The sequence below is a fragment of the Methanosarcina sp. 1.H.T.1A.1 genome, from assembly GCF_000979295.1.
Taxonomy (GTDB): domain Archaea; phylum Halobacteriota; class Methanosarcinia; order Methanosarcinales; family Methanosarcinaceae; genus Methanosarcina.
Genome location: NZ_JJQY01000027.1, coordinates 1 through 15,761, shown reverse-complemented (window position 1 = coordinate 15,761; position 15,761 = coordinate 1). Strand labels below are relative to the sequence as shown.

Annotated in this window: 13 protein-coding genes; 6 read left to right on the top strand and 7 right to left on the bottom strand. The window is 44.1% G+C overall.

From position 1 onward, the window contains the following. The first annotated feature begins 456 nt into the window (after positions 1-456). The 3 genes from EO95_RS03280 to EO95_RS03270 all read left to right on the top strand — a co-directional run bounded on the left by EO95_RS03280 (position 457) and on the right by EO95_RS03270 (position 4,954). Positions 457-2,379 carry a PINc/VapC family ATPase gene (locus EO95_RS03280; RefSeq protein ID WP_048132118.1) on the top strand — a complete coding sequence of 641 codons (1,923 nt, stop codon included), beginning with the start codon at positions 457-459 and terminating at the stop codon, positions 2,377-2,379. A 662-nt stretch (positions 2,380-3,041) separates the two neighbouring features. Further along, positions 3,042-3,908: a hypothetical protein gene (locus EO95_RS03275; protein ID WP_082105911.1), complete on the top strand. Its 867-nt coding sequence runs from the start codon at positions 3,042-3,044 to the stop codon at positions 3,906-3,908. Positions 3,909-4,228: 320 nt separating this feature from the next. Continuing rightward, the gene (locus tag EO95_RS03270) at positions 4,229-4,954 is read left to right on the top strand and encodes a LysE family transporter (RefSeq protein ID WP_327037139.1); all 726 of its coding nucleotides are present in this window, start codon (positions 4,229-4,231) and stop codon (positions 4,952-4,954) included. A gap of 197 nt (positions 4,955-5,151) precedes the next feature. On the opposite strand, the gene EO95_RS03265 is transcribed toward EO95_RS03270, so the two are convergent. Together EO95_RS03265 and EO95_RS03260 are read right to left on the bottom strand one after the other, a co-directional pair. Beyond that, positions 5,152-5,601, bottom strand: coding sequence for a hypothetical protein (locus tag EO95_RS03265; RefSeq protein WP_048132111.1), 450 nt, complete (start codon positions 5,599-5,601; stop codon positions 5,152-5,154). A gap of 42 nt (positions 5,602-5,643) precedes the next feature. Next, entirely contained in the window at positions 5,644-6,129 is a 486-nt protein-coding gene (locus tag EO95_RS03260) for a hypothetical protein (RefSeq protein ID WP_048132123.1), read from the bottom strand. A 575-nt stretch (positions 6,130-6,704) separates the two neighbouring features. Here EO95_RS03260 and hisH point away from each other — a divergent pair. Both hisH and EO95_RS03250 read left to right on the top strand, forming a co-directional pair. Next, on the top strand, positions 6,705-7,313 hold the full coding sequence (gene hisH / locus EO95_RS03255; protein WP_048132109.1) for an imidazole glycerol phosphate synthase subunit HisH: 609 nt from the start codon (positions 6,705-6,707) through the stop codon (positions 7,311-7,313). A 191-nt stretch (positions 7,314-7,504) separates the two neighbouring features. Next, positions 7,505-8,839, top strand: coding sequence for an AIR synthase-related protein (locus EO95_RS03250; RefSeq protein ID WP_048132122.1), 1,335 nt, complete (start codon positions 7,505-7,507; stop codon positions 8,837-8,839). A gap of 239 nt (positions 8,840-9,078) precedes the next feature. On the opposite strand, the gene EO95_RS03245 is transcribed toward EO95_RS03250, so the two are convergent. Further along, on the bottom strand, positions 9,079-10,383 hold the full coding sequence (locus EO95_RS03245; RefSeq protein ID WP_048132120.1) for a nodulation protein NfeD: 1,305 nt from the start codon (positions 10,381-10,383) through the stop codon (positions 9,079-9,081). Between the two features lie 50 nt (positions 10,384-10,433). Next, a complete protein-coding gene (locus EO95_RS03240; protein WP_048132108.1) occupies positions 10,434-11,213 on the bottom strand; it encodes a slipin family protein in 780 nt (259 codons plus the stop codon). Positions 11,214-11,746: 533 nt separating this feature from the next. On the opposite strand from EO95_RS03240, the gene EO95_RS03235 reads away from it, so the two are divergent. Continuing rightward, the gene (locus EO95_RS03235) at positions 11,747-13,879 is read left to right on the top strand and encodes a DHH family phosphoesterase (RefSeq protein ID WP_048132107.1); all 2,133 of its coding nucleotides are present in this window, start codon (positions 11,747-11,749) and stop codon (positions 13,877-13,879) included. A gap of 304 nt (positions 13,880-14,183) precedes the next feature. Here EO95_RS03235 and EO95_RS03230 read toward each other — a convergent pair whose 3' ends face one another. The 3 genes from EO95_RS03230 to EO95_RS18150 all read right to left on the bottom strand — a co-directional run. Continuing rightward, positions 14,184-14,798 (bottom strand): orotate phosphoribosyltransferase-like protein, encoded by a 615-nt coding sequence (locus EO95_RS03230; RefSeq protein ID WP_048132105.1) that lies wholly within the window; start codon positions 14,796-14,798, stop codon positions 14,184-14,186. Positions 14,799-14,964: 166 nt separating this feature from the next. After that, a complete protein-coding gene (locus EO95_RS03225; protein ID WP_048132101.1) occupies positions 14,965-15,471 on the bottom strand; it encodes an NOB1 family endonuclease in 507 nt (168 codons plus the stop codon). 94 nt (positions 15,472-15,565) lie between these two features. After that, positions 15,566-15,761: hypothetical protein (locus EO95_RS18150; RefSeq protein ID WP_235282839.1), on the bottom strand; the 196-nt coding region annotated here is incomplete at its 5' end.

The following is a 15,761-nucleotide window of genomic DNA, read 5'->3' as shown; positions in this document are numbered from 1 at the left end:
GCATTACGATAGAAAGAGAGGGCATGCCCAGCTAATACACCATATCTCCTAATAACTATTTTGATACTTCACAGTTATCAAGAAGAGATTATCAACGCATATATAGCCACCATTTTAAATAATGCTATATTTTATGTGTGAGCTAATCCCAAACCTCAAAATTGCTTCTCGGAGTTCCTTATTTCAAACAATTAATCGAGTTTTTGATAAATGGAAAATAGGTATCCTCTTTAAATATAGTGGAAAGCTTTCTTCTTTCAATTCAATGCACTATATTCTCTGAGTAATTGGTACATTGCAGGATATATAAGACCAACTGAATATAAATAGAAGAGCTTTACATTCTCACATATTTTTTAAATAATATTATTCATCAACCATATTTTTTAACTTAATTCATCTGAAAAAAAGCAGCAGAAGTTTTATTATATACTTTCTGGCTCTATATCCCTTTATATGGCTGATGAGAAGCAGATATCGAGGATCGTTCCGGATACCAGCGTGATAATTGACGGGAGGCTTTCTTCCCGCATCAAAAGTGGTGAGTTCAGGGGCGTTGAGGTTGTTGTTCCCGAAGCTGTGGTATCGGAGCTTGAAGCCCAGGCAAACAGGGGCAGAGAAATAGGTTTCAAAGGGCTTGAAGAGCTTTCGGAACTTCGGAAGCTATCAGACAGAGGGGAGATTCAGCTTCAGTTCAGCGGGGTTCAGCCCACCCCTGAGGAAATCAGGCTTTCTAAGGAGGGAAGGGTAGATGCCCTTATCCGGCAGACGGCTCTTGAGGTAGGAGGGCTGTTTGTTAGTGAAGACCGCGTACAGTCTCTGATAGCTAAGGCAAAAGGACTTGATGTTGAGTATATTCATCCCAAAGTTCTGGACCCATCTGAGTTCGGCCCTCTCAAAATAGAGCATTTCTTCACTGATGATACGATGTCCGTACATCTCAAAAATGCGGTTTCTCCAATGGGTAAGAAAGGCCCTGTAGGGAATGTGCGTTATGTACGGATCCGGGAAGAGCCTTCAACTTCCCAGGAGCTTTCCAGCATCTCAAAAGAACTTATTGAGAGGGCGAGGCTGGACCCTGAATCTTTCATCGAAATGTCCTCGAGTGGGGCTACGGTCCTGCAGATAAGAAACATGCGGATTGCAATTACACATCCTCCTTTCTCTGATGATATGGAGATAACTGTCGTCAGACCTACAGTTGTTGTTGACATTGAGCACTACCATCTGAACGAGAAGCTGAAAGAGCGTATAGTAAGTCAGCGTGGAGTCCTTATTGCAGGACCTCCGGGAGCCGGGAAATCCACATTTGCTGCAGGGGTTGCCCGCTATTTGAATGACCATGGGCAGGTAGTCAAGACCATGGAATCTCCAAGGGACCTGCAGGTGCCTCCTGAGATCACTCAGTATTCCCCCCTTAATGGGAAGATGGAGAACACCGCTGATCTCTTGCTTCTGGTCAGGCCGGACTACACTATCTATGACGAAGTACGAAAAACCGGGGACTTTCTGATCTTTGCGGACCTGCGCCTTGCAGGAGTCGGGATGATAGGAGTCGTACATGCAACCAGGGCAGTGGACGCCATTCAGCGCCTTATCGGAAGGGTTGAACTGGGTGTAATCCCGCAAGTAGTGGATACTGTAATTTTCATCGATAAAGGAGAGGTTGCAAAAGTCCTGGTGCTCGCCTTTACAGTTAAGGTTCCTTACGGGATGACTGAGCAGGATCTTGCAAGGCCGGTAATTACCATTGCGGATTTCGAAACTGGCAAGAGTGAGTATGAGATTTACACATACGGAGAACAGGTTGTAGTCATGCCAATCGGCGCTTCCAAGGAAAGCCGGAAACCTGCCTGGAAGCTTGCTGAAGAAGAGATCAGGAACGTAATCAGCAGGTATGCAACAGGTCCCGTTGAAGTGGAAGTGACCTCAGACGACAGTGCAATCGTAAAGGTCCATGATGAGGATATGAGAAAGGTTATTGGCAAAGGCGGGAACGTCATTGACAGGATCGAAAATATCCTTGGGCTCCACATCGACGTCAGGGAGCTGGAAGCCGAAATTCCAAGAGGTGTAAAAGTCCAGAAGCGCGGGGCTGAACGCAAAGCTTTCCCGGGAAAGGCCAGAGAAACTGTGCCTGAGAAAGGTGTTCCTGCATCTCCGGTTCATCCCATCATCGAAAGGACCAAGAAGCACCTTATCCTTGGGGCTCTCGAGCTTGCAGGAAAGGACGTAGAGGTTTTCATCGAAGACGAATATCTCTTCAGTGCAACTGTTAGCCGGCATGGAGACGTGAAACTCAGAGTAAACTCGGACCTTGCATCGGAAATTCTGGAAGCTCAGGATAGCGGAGAGATTGTTGAGGTCAGACCGATCTGATCTTCTCATTTTCCTTTTATGCCCTTAACTTTTTGCTTCTCTTCCCGAATTGCGCCTCGCCCGAATTGCGCCTCGCCCGAATTGCGCCTCGGGAGTACGCGGTCCTTTTCGCTACGCTCAAGAGGACTAATTTATGGACGCTTATACTGGACTTTGCCCAGAGGGCTGATTTAAGGATTTAGCAGTGAAATTCGCCTAAGAGAACTGATTTATGGGCATTGGTAGTGAAATTAGCTCAGGGGGAGGCGGATTTATGGGATTTAGCAGTGAAATTCGCGCAAGGGGACTAAATTGCACATGTTTGGAGCCTCTCCGTGCATTTTCACGTTTTCCGCGGTTCAACTCTAAGTTTGAATACTAGATAAGGAATTTTAGGAAATGGCCATAAGCACTACCTGAAAAATTAGTTTTTAAATTCCTTATTGAGGCCTCATTTTTAAGTATCTTCATTTTTATTGGAAGGACCACCAGACAAGCCGGGGGGCACTTTAGAACTTATGGATTGAAAATCGGTTTTAGGGGTCAAGGGACATATTAATTGATTAATAAGGGGCCACCTGTGATTTCCTTTTTCAAGTTGCACTTTTTATGTTTTTTATCAATTTGTAAAAAAATTTATATACTGTTTGGGTATGATTTCATATTAGAAATTTTAAGGGGTTATGGTTCAATTGAGTAAATCATATCAGTTAGAGCCCGAAATCAGGGATGATTTGCAGGGGAGAATCGAGGTTTTTGACCAGAGCATCAGAAGTTTTGAAAAGCGGCTGAGAGCAGTTGAGCGCCGCTTATCCCTTGAAGCATCTCAGACTTTGCAGGCTGGAAAGGCTTTTTCAGGAATGTCTCCAGATTCGTTTCAAGAGGAAAACTCTGTAAATCTTGCGGCAGGCTCTTCAGTTTCTCCAAAGGGACCCTCTGTTTCTCCTGAAGCTTCATTTTCTCTTCCGGAGAATTCTCTGCTTTCAGACTCTGTTCCGTCGCTCACTCAAGAGGATGTTTCAACTTTTGCCTTCGGCGCAGTGCTCCCCTCTTCAGACGCCTCAAATGGTTCCACGATTTTTCTTGATAGTTCTTCGGATGTTTCGGGAATCAGTTACAGAGTAAAGGATATAAGTAGTCTTTTTTCCAGCCTCTCCGAAAGCCTCCATTCTCTACAGGCTGCTATATCCGAACTTTCGGATTTTGTGCACAGCAACCTTAAGCCAGAGGTCGAAAAACTGGAGAATGAAGTCAAGGACATTCAAGGTCAGGAAAGCGCATCAGAAGAACAGATACGAAAATTTGAATCCCGCATTGAAACCATTGAAAATCGAGATAGGTTTACTCTTGGCTCGATAAAAGTTCCGGTAGAAATCTCAGGAATTGCCGGGTCTTCCGTCCTTTTCCTTACAGGGTTTCTGATCTGGTCCGGACGCTGGGATATAATAAGGTCTCCTTACTTCTCAACCGGGCTTGCAGTAATTATGGCAGGAGCTGTACTTTTGAAGTTTTATATGGTTAACCGAAAGCAAAAATCGTTAACTAACTGATGATAGAAAGGAGTAGTGGTAGAAAGGAGTAGTGATCGAAGGGAGTAGTGATGGAAATGTGTAGTTGGCAATAAATTACCATACTCGGCGATAAAACGATGAAGGGTAAACAATTAACAGTAAGTCATCAGTAATTAGTAATAAAATATGCAATAATAAATAATATTTGCTGAATATTAGATATAATTCTCAATCAGTGAGAATATATAAAATATATAGGAATAAATTGATTACTTTAAGCCATAATACATTTTTCAGGACTGATGCCATAAACGATACCAGCGGATCAGTCTCAAAACATTTTTATATAATCACTCCTTATAATAATAGATTCAGATATTATACGGGGTGGTATCATAATCGAATTAACTAAAGCTCTTATTCTCGGCTTCACAGTAGGCATATCTGCAGCCATTATCCCCGGACCCATGCTGTTTGCAACAATCGGGGCATCGTTTCAGAAAGGCTGGCGAGCAGGACCTTCGGTATTTCTGGGCCACGCCCTTGTGGAACTCATCTTTTTCGTGCTTATTCTGATAGGTGCATCAGCTTTCCTTGGAAAAACAGTAATCTCGTATCTGGCTGTAATAGGCGGCTTAATGATGGTGATCTTCGGGCTCGCAATGATTAAAAACGCAAAAGAAGCCTCTACAATGGATATATCTATTTCAGCCAGCAGCCTGAATCTCTCTTCAGGTCCTATATCTTCAGGAATTATAACTTCGGCATTGAACCCTTTCTCAGGCACGGTATCCGCAGGAATTATAACCTCAGCACTGAATCCTTTTTTTGTTGCATGGTGGTTGACAGCAGGTAGTGCGATCATCCTTCAGGAGTATCTTATAGGCACCCTTGCAGTAATTGCATTTGTTGTCGGGCACTGGATAGCAGACCTTGGATTTCTTGTAGCTGTATCTTCATCCTTTTCCAGAGGAACGGAAGTAATTTCACAGTCCACGCATGAAAAACTGGTATACCTCTGTGGAGGTTTTATGGCATTCTTTGGGCTGTGGTTTATGATCAATAACAATAACGTTTTGCAATAATTAATTCTGTAATTAAAAATGTATCGGCATTTAAATGAAAATGTAGGAAAAAACAGGTTTTTTACCCCTTCTTTTTTAAAAAAAGTACTTCTAAGGAGTTAGCTCCTTGAAAAATTAATCCCTTAAGAGTTAATTTCTAGAGGACTAGTTCTTTTTTAGAGGACTGACTCTCTAGATACTGAATTAATCAGGAAGCTTTAACTCCTCTTTACCTTAATAAAATATTCCTCACTAAAATCTCTATATCCTGTTCTCATTACTTTTACTGCAACGTACCCTTCGGATTTTCCGGCAGGCAACTCGGGATTTAAAATATTTATTATTACGTTACCATCATTGCCCGTGATACCTGAATACGCTTTATTTCTGTCCGGGCTCCAGACAATTACGTTTGCTTCTCCCACCCCGCGGTTTTCCCTGTCAAGCACGCTTATCTGCAGGCTAAAGTTGGATTCCCCTCCTCCGGAGTTGAGTGAAAATGTGCTTACATTTGCTGTTGCATACATGGGCCCCGCGGGAGCTGGAGCAGCTGAAAGGGCGGAGAGAATCGCATAAAACCCGATAAAGCCAACTATTGAAAGAACTACAATTCTTATTGGAAGCCCGACGGTTCCTGCTTCATTCTCTGTTAAATTTTCAGGCAGCATACTTGACTCCTTTCTCCAGCTTAACTCATGCAAAACATGCAATTAGCGAGTCTTGATAATCATAACTGCATCCTTTCTCTCGTAATCATAGAAGCCGTCTGCCAGGATTTTCAGGTCCATTGTGCCTTCATTCTGGTTTGGGTCAAGTCGGACCAGCGCATTCCCGGGAGTTGTCAGAACAGTGACCCCGTCAATGTCAGTCGTATTCGATGCTGCACCTCCGAGTCCCCTGAGGACAACGTTTGCACCTCGCACCGGGTTTCCGTCTTTATCTGTTACCTTTATTTCTGCGGAAACGACAAATGAGTTCTGTGCGGTAGTAGCATCTACTATTATCGAGTTTCCTGGCTGAAGGCTTCCTGCCCCGGACCCTGTCCTTTCAACAAAGACTGACATTTCCTTTGTAGGAGTCGGTATTATCGAGATAAGCGTTGCAAGGGCAACCATCCCAACAACGAGCATTACAACAATATTTATTGGTAATTCCATTGCTTTCTCATCATTTCTGAATAACTGAAGTCCTTTCATGTTTCCCCCCGATTTCACTCCGTAAATTTTTATCTGAATCATACAACATTCAATGAATATTCAATCATTCTATTTATAATTTTTCGATGTTTAGTCGTGCTTGGCTTTTTATAGTATAACTGGAGTGTGTGAGTTTGGGCAATATATATCTTTATATAGTTCTTTTTATCATATTCTCTTTACTATCGCACAATCAGCTTTACTAACTGCTAAGAAGGGGAAACAGGTTTTTGACCCAAGAATGTTCTGATGAACCAGATGAATCGGACCATAGACGTAGTTTTTTGTGTCTTTTCGGACTGCATGACTGGAAACGAAAAAGCGGAGCGCTCTGCTGTCTGCCAACAGTGCTAGAAAAACGTTACGAATGCGTTCGCTGTGGCAAGTACAAGGTGATTTTTGAACGGGAGAACAGACCCTGTAATATTTCTGCAGACAGATACTGACCTGAATTTATTATATTATATTTTTCAGGAGTATTTTTCTGAATTATTCTCTTTTCTAATATTTTTTCCACGGTGTTCAAATTCTTTGCTCGTAAGCTTAATCTATTTTAACTTTGTTTTGTTAGAACTATGAAAAGAATCGTGATTATCGATTACGGGCTTGGAAATCTAAGAAGTGTTCAAAAAGGGCTTGAACACGTTGGAGCAAGTCCCGCAATCTCCGGGAACCCCGAGGAGATCATGGCAGCAGATGGTATTATTCTCCCTGGTGTTGGCGCTTTCGTAGATGCAATGAAGTGCCTGGTTCCTCTCAAAGGGATTATCGCGGAATTTGCAGATTCTGGGAAACCAATGCTCGGGATCTGTCTTGGACAACAGATTCTTATGAGCTCTTCTGAAGAAGGCAAGCTGACCGATGGGCTGAACCTCATTCAGGGTAGAGTGCTTCGCTTTCCAAAGTCTGAACTGAAAGTGCCCCACATGGGCTGGAACAACATCAGGATCAAACAGGATCACCCTCTGTTTAAAGGCATTCCTGACGGTTCTTTCGTATACTTCGTACACTCTTATTATGTGGACACAGCTGCGGAAAATACCCTCGCATCATGTGAATATGGGCAGGAGTTCTCAGCTTCTGTCGTAAACTCAAAAGGCAATGTTATGGGTACCCAGTTCCACCCTGAGAAAAGTGGAGCCACAGGGCTTAAGATTCTGAAAAACTTCGTTGAAATGTGTTGAAATACATATATCTTATAAGTGTACTTCGGTTTTTCAGCTAAACCTTTATTTTTCGTTTTTTTCGGCGGTTAAGTTTTAATTCCGGGGTATTTTATAGTATAACTCAATCCAAAGATTAATGCTTGAATTCAAAAATAATCTGCCCTGCGCCTTTCAAAGCAGTGACAGATATCTGCGAGAGGATGGTTACCATGGATATAGAAGGCTATGCAAAACGGGCTCTCAGGAAGGACCCTTCAAATGAAAACGGTCTTGAGGCACAGCTTGCTTCAAGAATTCTTGAAATCAAGAACATAAACCCCGAAAGGGCTCATGAGATTGCATCTGCAGTTATTTGTGAAGCAAAAGCAACTCTTCACACGGAAGGAGAGGTATTAAGCTCCACCCTCTCAGGAGTTTCCATGGGAGAGTTCGGAGTAGGTTCGAGGGGCACAGGGGACTTTTACGTTCATTCCAAGCTAGGGGAGGTTATAGGCAAAACAGGTGCAGTAGTTGACAGCTCCCAGCTTGACGACTCAGGAGTTGTAAGAATGGGGGATGAATACCTGGTGGTTACGATTGACGGCATACATTCCCGCCTGAGTGATTTCCCATTCCTTTCGGGTTTTCATGTAGCAAGGGCAGCTCTGCGTGACGTTTATTCAATGGGGTCCCGCCCTCTTGCCATGCTTTCGGACATCCATGTCGCAGACGATGGAGATGTGGCAAAAATATTCGACCACATTGCAGGAATCACTACAGTTTCAGAGCTTACCGGAATTCCCCTTGTTACCGGAAGCACTCTCCGGATAGGCGGGGATATGGTCATAGGCGACCGAATGACCGGAGGCGTCGGTGCTGTTGGTGTTACATCTTCCCTTACCTCACGCAACAGGACAAAGGCAGGAGACCTTATCCTTATGACAGAAGGTGCAGGAGGAGGCACGATTTCTACAACTGCACTTTATTACGGGATGCATGACGTTGTGGAAGAGACCATTAACGTCCGTTTTCTTGAAGCCTGCGAAGCTCTCCTGAAGTCCGGGGTTTACAGGAAAGTCCATTCAATGACCGACGTTACCAATGGAGGAATACGCGGGGACGCACGGGAAATCTCAAAGACTGCAGAAGTAAAACTGGTCTTTGAAGAAGAAAAAATGAGAGCCCTTGTTAATCAAAAGGTGCTTTCCATGCTTGAGCTCCTTAAAATCGATTATCTCGGTGTATCTCTTGATGCCCTGCTGGTTATTGCCCCCCCGGAATATGCCGATGAGATTCTTGAAACCGTCCGGGCGGCCGGTGTCGAGATTGATATCATAGGTCATGTGGAAGAAGGAAACGGGGCTGAAATTATCGTCAATGGAGAGACCCGGGACTTTGCACCCAGGTTCAGAGAATCTGCCTATACTCCTGTCAAAAAGGTTCACGGAGAAGAGAATCCGCGAGATTTCGAGGAGATGAGAAATGCAATTGACAGGGCAGCCGAAGAAGCAATCAATAAAAAACAGAGGGTTCTTGAAAAAATAAGGGACAAAAATAAAAATTAAACCCGAAAAAAGACACTCGAAAAATTGGCCGTGTCCGTGAGTTGTTGATCAATTCTGAAAAAACGAGTGCATCCCCCATGTTGGAGGAAAATGAAAAGAGATTCTCATGTTCACGGTTTTCAATAACTCACCCCCACGACCGAAAAAAGAAACCCGGGAAAATAAATCCGGGAAAATAAACGGTTAAATTTAATAGTGTCCGAAAGCCAAAAAAGGAAAAGCAGAAAAGAAAGGAAGTATTAAATTTTTCTTTTTACCAGAAGCACTTCCATCTCTTTTCCTATAATTTCAACTTCTTCTTCAGCTCCTATTTCTTCTTCGGACCTGGCTTTCCAGTACTCTCCTTTATAGCGGACAAAACCCGGGCTTTTCGGCCCTATCGGATCTATTGTCCGGGCAATATCCCCGATAATAGCTCCGATAACGGGTTTTTTCTTCCTCGTTTCGGCTACTTTATATATTGCAAAGACAAGGAAAAGCCCGAAAATGATTGTGGGAGTAACAACTGTGAAGGTCAGCAGTCTCCTGAATTCCGGAGTGTAAATATTTTCCCCCCCCATCGGTACAAGGAAGATGCTCCCTATTACCAGGCAAATCAGTCCGGCAAGCCCGAAAACCCCAAATCCGGGGGACTGAATTTCAAGGATAAGAAGGCCTACTCCTACAATGATGAGGAAAAATGCTGCTATATTAATATCGAATCCTGTGCCTATCAGCCCGAGCACGATTGCAATAATCCCGAAAATTTCTGCTCCTGCTCCGGGGTTTGAAATCCCGAAGATGATCCCGTAAAGCCCTATTGTCAGGAGAAGAGAAGAAAGGACCGGGTTTGAGATAAGCCTCAGGAAAGCGAGTTGTAGGGGAGGTTCATAGTCCTCTGTCCTCGCACTTTCGGTTTTCAGGGTTCTTTCTTTTACACGCTGCCCGTCGATCTGGACCAGAAGGTCAGGAATGGAAGGGGCTACGTATTCTATTACTCCGGCTTCCAGAGCTTCTTCAGCATCAAGGTTTTTGTTTTTAGTTATGACTTCTTCGGCAAAGGTTTCGTTTCTTCCGTGTTTGCTTGCAGTTGTAACTGAAAACTTGACGAGGGCATTTATGATCTTTTCATCTTCTATGGGTTTTGTTCCCTCGGCAGACATCTGCACGGGCTGCGCCGACCCAAGAACCGTAAAAGGGGCCATTGCAGCAATATCGGTCCCCATAAGGATGAGGGTACCGGCCGACCAGGCTTTTCCGCTCTCGGGCACGTACCCGATCACAGGCACGCTCGCATTTTCAATGCCCTTTATGATAATCTGAGTCTCTTCCAGCCCTCCCCCAGGAGTATCCAGGCTGATTACGAGAGCCTCGAAGTTTTCATTTTCAGCTTTTGAGATTGCGTCAGCGATCAAATTGTCAGAAGCCGGGGTGATGGCTTCGGCAATTTCAAGTACAAGCACCTTCTCCTCTGGCCCTGCACCTGCAGGAAGCGTAAAGGCGGCTATGAGGATGAAGCACAGGAATAAAAAAGAAAGGAAATGGGAAGCCCTTTCCATATGCATGTTTATCGATCCTTTCTCACTTCTTACGTTCCTTCTGACCATTCTCGTCTTTATTCCGCTTTCTTTCCGGCAATGGCCTGTGAGAGAGCTGCGATATTCGCGGTTTCAACAGTCTGGGACTGCTGTGTAACAACTATCAGATTCTTTTCCTTGGCAATCTCGGCAAGGGTCTGGAGTTCCCTGAGTTTGATGGCTACCGGGAGTCCCTGATAGAGAGTGGCAGCTTCCTTCATTTTCTGGGCAGCCTGGAATTCCCCTTCCGCAAGGATGATTCTGGCCCGCTTTTCCCTTTCAGCCTCCGCCTGTTTAGCAATTGCCCTCTTCATGCTTTCGGGCAGGGCTACATCCCGGATAGTTACTCCTGTAACCTTGATTCCCCAGGGGTCAGTATAGGCATCCAGAAGTTCCTGAATCTGCTTATTAATGTTTTCTCTTTCCGAAAGCAGCTCATCAAGTTCCATCTGACCCAGCACGTCTCTAAGTGTAGTCTGGGAAAGGGTTGAAGTTGCAAACATATAGTTCTCAACCTGTGTAATTGCAGCTCCAGGCTCTACTACCTTGTAGTAGACAACAGCATCCACTTCAACTGTGACATTATCTTTGGTGATGATTGCCTGTTTAGGGACATCGATTGCAACAACTCTCAAGTCTATTTTCAGTGCTTTATCAATAAAAGGGATAATAAGGAAAATACCTGGCCCCTTTACACCACTCAGGCGACCAAGCCTGAATATAACTACACGTTCGTATTCATTAACCATTTTTATAGATTGTGAGAGTATTAATATTACAACTATTAATACAGGAAGCATTAATTCACTAACAACCATAATTTTATGCCCTCCTATCAATTAATCTTAAAATTGGGCTTAATAATAATTAAGTGTTCTTTATTCTGGGAATCGTACTGAATAATTCCTGTAAGTAAACAGTCTTTATTTAAAAATTTTGTATTCTGTCGCCTATTTAAAAGATCTGTGAATCTATATAAGTCCTCACTCTGGATTTTTCATGGACCGCGGTTTTCCCGTCTTTAAGATAACAAATCTGAAAGTGACAGAAACCACCTCAAAAGCCTGAAGGTTCGGGATATTTGTAGCCGCTGTGCAAAATAGCATGCTGACAAATACTTATATCTTGCATACCGAAGATATTTAACTGAAAAACAGGGGATATGCAGGAAGATAACAAGTTAGGTATGCACTGATTTTCCGGGCCGGGTGAAGGTCCTACAGTTACCAGTAGACTGAAAGACCGACAAAGAGCATAATAAACGTATAGAGTTTAAAGCAAGAGTTTGAACTCCAAAAAACGAATAGATTAATAAAAAACAGGTTCGGAAGAACCACTGGTGTTGATATTTATGAGTAAGGAATGTCCAGACTGCCACGGGCGTGGCTATGAGGTAATTTCAACTGATGTCTGCCCTCTGTGTAAGGGAAAAGGCAAGTCAAAATCAGTTGATTTCATGAAAATTTCGGAAACCGAAATTGACAGTTTATTGAAAAATGGTGCAGTATGTGAGAAATGCAAAGGAAAGGGGATAATAGAAGTTACCAGATCCTGTGAAGCCTGCGAGGGACTTGGAAAGATCTATACCTGCAAGGTTTGTGGAGTAAGAATTCATGAATCACAGGATGCGGATGAAGAGATATGCGGCTCCTGTTCACGTTCCCAGCATGTTTACGCTCTGGACGAATCCTGTGACCTCAAGGATGTTGAAGCAGGAAAACTTTATCACGGCATAGTGAGCAGTATCGCCTCTTTTGGAGTCTTTGTAGACCTGAACCCTCACGTAAGAGGGCTTATGCATTCCAGCAATGTTGGGGTCCAGCCGGAAGTTAGGAGTGCTGTGATCGTCCTGGTAAAAAGTATTAAAGCCGGAGGAAAGCTGGATCTTATTCCGCAAACTCTTACAAAGTACGAAACCATTGAGCTTGAAAAAGAGCTCCCACTTAAGAGTTCAGCCGAAATAGACACCAGCATGAAAGGCAGGCTCGTCCGGATCGAAGGAGAAGTTATCCAGGTAAAACAGACCAGCGGACCTACTATTTTCACCATCGGTGATGAAGGGGGCTTTATTCCCTGTGCAGCTTTTGAGAGCGCAGGGAAGCGGTCTTACCCTCACATCGATGCAGGAATGATTGTATCGATTACCGGAGAAGTGACCCCGAGGGATGAGCAGGTCCAGATCGAAGTCATGAGCATGAAACTGCTGACCGGCGAAAAGGAAGCTGCGGTCAAGTCCAGGGTTGAGAGGGTAATTGAGGAAAAAGCAACACCTGCTGATATTCCTTTCCTGGTCGAAAGCGACATTATGGAAAAACTCAAGCCCAGAATGCTTCATGTCGCCAAAGAGATCAAAAAGGCAATCTTACATTCAACACCTATTATCCTCAGACACCATGCCGACGCCGACGGAATTACTTCCGCAATTGCCATTGAGAGGGCAATTCTTCCCCTTATTACGGAAATCGGTGGGGCGGATGCGGAATACTATTTCTACAAACGTGCTCCTTCAAAGGCTCCTTTTTATGAGCTTGCCGATGTTACAAGGGATATTTCCTTTGCGCTTGAAGATTGTGCCAGGCACGGGCAGAAAATGCCTCTTGTGATCCTGGTAGACAACGGTTCAACAGAAGAGGACGTGCCCTCTATGCGGCAGGCCCAGGTCTATGGCATTGATATGCTTGTCGTTGACCACCACCACCCGGATGACATCGTTGATCAGTATCTTATAGGACACGCAAACCCTGCTCATGTAGGAGGAGACTTCGGGGTTACTGCAGGAATGCTCTGTGCTGAAATCGCCCGTATGATCAATCCCAGTATCAGTGATACTATAAAGCACCTTCCTGCTGTTTCGGCAGTCGGAGACCGTTCTGAGGCCCCGGAGGCTGGAAGATATATCTCCCTTGTCTCGGACCGCTATACCCTTGAAGAATTAAAAGAAATGGCGCTTGCGCTGGATTTTGAGCAGTTCTGGCTTAAATTCAGCAGTGGAAAAGGCCTTATTGACGACATCCTGGATCTGGGCGACCACAAAACCCATAACAATCTGGTATCTCTGCTTTGCGAGCAGGCAAGTACCATGATAAAAGAACAGCTTGAGGTCTGTCTCTTTAACGTCAAGTCCCAGAAACTGGCGAATGGCACTATCATGAATGTGATAGATGTCGAAAACTATGCCCAGAAATTTACCTTCCCGCCACCAGGCAAGACCTCCGGAGAAGTGCATGATGTACTCACCAAAAGGAACCCGAACAAGCCAGTGGTCACCCTGGGCTATGGCCCGGACTTTGCTGTGATCCGCTCAAAAGGAGTACTTATGAATATTCCTCGGATTGTTAGAGAGCTCCGCGAGGAAATGAAGGGCGCCGGAGTCAGCGGCGGTGGGCACCTTGTTGTAGGCAGCATCAAGTTCGTGGAAGGGATGAGAACTGAAGTGCTCTCAAAGCTCGCAGAAAAGATTGCATCTACGGAAGTTGAGTATTAACAGGCTTTTTCAATAAGCCTCTTTTTACTTATCTCCCTTAGCCGGATCTGGACTGTATAAAAGAAAATGAGATGACTGAGCACCACAACTGTAGAAGGTTAATAAAAATTATGAAAGGTTAATAAAAATAATTTAAAAATAATTAAATGATCAGTTGTTTAGAATGGTCAGAAATAATCTGTCCGACCAATTCTATAAGTTAAAAAAGTGTAATTTTTTGGAAAAACCTTTCATTTAGAAAGGCTTCCAATATTGTAAATGACTTTAATGTAAACGATTTATTTCTGCTTTTTTGTCGTTATTTTTAGTCAACACGAACTATCCTTACCAGGGACTGGATCGGGACATTGGCAATTGTATCTGCGCCTTTTTTGTCCACAAGAACCACCACTACTCTGGGTTTTGCGTCCATTTCCCGCAGCTGCTCAATTACTTCCATGGTTGTTGAGCCCGTCGTGATAACGTCGTCCACGATCACACAGTTCTTGCCTACAACGCTTCCGAAGTTCCTGCTGATGGTCCCTTTCTGGCCTGGCTGGACAACGTCCTGTCCTTTACGGGAATGATAGAGAGCAAAGTCTACTCCCAGCTCGTTTGCCATCATGCTTGCCAGGGGGATACCGCTAGCTGCAACACCAACTACCACGTCCACTTCAGCGTTTGTCTTTTCCAGAGTCTCAAGCACCATGTCGCAGAGTGCAAGTGAGATGTGGTGAAGCCGTGTAGCGCTCTTTCCTATGCTGCTCCAGTTTACAGATATGTCTTTTGGAGCGGGGACTGCTCCTTCTTTTTTTGAGCGGGTTAAAAGCCATGTAACTGTTTCTCTTGAAACGTTAAGTTCATCGGCAATCTGGCCGGTCACAAGTCCATTGTTCTGCAGTTCCACAGCTTTCTGAATCAGATCTTCTATGTTCTTCATTCCTCCATTCCCACCTGAAATTTTTTTGTATGGCGGTATTTCCGGCCGATTTTTGCAGCTCTTCTTACGGATGCTGCCTGGAATTACTGCCTGAAAAATTATAATTCAAGTATATCTTTTCTCAGTTAAAGACATTATTACACTATCAAGTGTTATATCTTTTTCTTCAGTTTTCCTGAGACCTTTTTCCTGAAAGTCTTGTTTTTCTCTTTTTCTTCATGGGTGAACCGCAAATCGGGCATTCATCCCCTTTCTCGAAGGTTTTTTTACAACCCGTACACTGCTTTTGCCAGATAATGATGTCCCTGATCTTTTTCTGGGCTATTGGTTTAACCTGAATCCCAAGCTGAACGGCAACATTCTGAACTGCATAATCATCTGTGAGCAGTATTGCCCTATCCCTGTGCTCAAGGGCTTTTGCAAGAATTTCCAGGTCAGTTTTTGAAAGCTCTTCCGAGTCCCGGGTCTGTTCAGCTTTTTTCTTGACTTCTTTTACCATTTCCGGTTCTGGCCATTCGACCCTTAGCCCTCCCTCTTTTGCAAGATCAAAACGGAGCACTGACTCCTTGCTTTTTAACTCGTCCGCAACCGAAGGGACGGTGATAAGCAGCGAACTGTCCACGCTGCAGTTTCCCATTATAAATACTGCTGAATCTGCTATGTAAGAGGTCATTTTATATCTCTTTGGCATGAAAGTACTGTGATTTGAAAAGTACTTTTATTTCTTTGTGCCTGTAATCTGAAGAATTTCATGTTTGTTTTCTCTTTTAGTATATAATCCATTGTCTCCCGAGTTTCGCTTTGGGATCACAGGAAATCGGAGATTTTCTGGGAGTTGCACTGTAAGTGCAACAGCACGAGGTCCGTTTCAGCAGAGTTGCGGCTCTGCAGTACGCTGCCCTTTTCGCTGCGCTCAAGAGGGCTAATCTATGGGTTTTAGCAGTGAGCTTCGCTCGCTCAAGC

Coding starts and splice junctions, on each gene's coding strand:
- EO95_RS03280 (WP_048132118.1), top strand. CDS start 457: ATGGCTGATGAGAAGCAGATATCGAGGATCGTTCCGGATACCAGCGTG.
- EO95_RS03275 (WP_082105911.1), top strand. CDS start 3,042: ATGGTTCAATTGAGTAAATCATATCAGTTAGAGCCCGAAATCAGGGAT.
- EO95_RS03265 (WP_048132111.1), bottom strand. CDS start 5,601: ATGCTGCCTGAAAATTTAACAGAGAATGAAGCAGGAACCGTCGGGCTT.
- EO95_RS03260 (WP_048132123.1), bottom strand. CDS start 6,129: ATGAAAGGACTTCAGTTATTCAGAAATGATGAGAAAGCAATGGAATTA.
- hisH (WP_048132109.1), top strand. CDS start 6,705: ATGAAAAGAATCGTGATTATCGATTACGGGCTTGGAAATCTAAGAAGT.
- EO95_RS03250 (WP_048132122.1), top strand. CDS start 7,505: ATGGATATAGAAGGCTATGCAAAACGGGCTCTCAGGAAGGACCCTTCA.
- EO95_RS03245 (WP_048132120.1), bottom strand. CDS start 10,383: ATGCATATGGAAAGGGCTTCCCATTTCCTTTCTTTTTTATTCCTGTGC.
- EO95_RS03240 (WP_048132108.1), bottom strand. CDS start 11,213: ATGGTTGTTAGTGAATTAATGCTTCCTGTATTAATAGTTGTAATATTA.
- EO95_RS03235 (WP_048132107.1), top strand. CDS start 11,747: ATGAGTAAGGAATGTCCAGACTGCCACGGGCGTGGCTATGAGGTAATT.
- EO95_RS03230 (WP_048132105.1), bottom strand. CDS start 14,798: ATGAAGAACATAGAAGATCTGATTCAGAAAGCTGTGGAACTGCAGAAC.
- EO95_RS03225 (WP_048132101.1), bottom strand. CDS start 15,471: ATGACCTCTTACATAGCAGATTCAGCAGTATTTATAATGGGAAACTGC.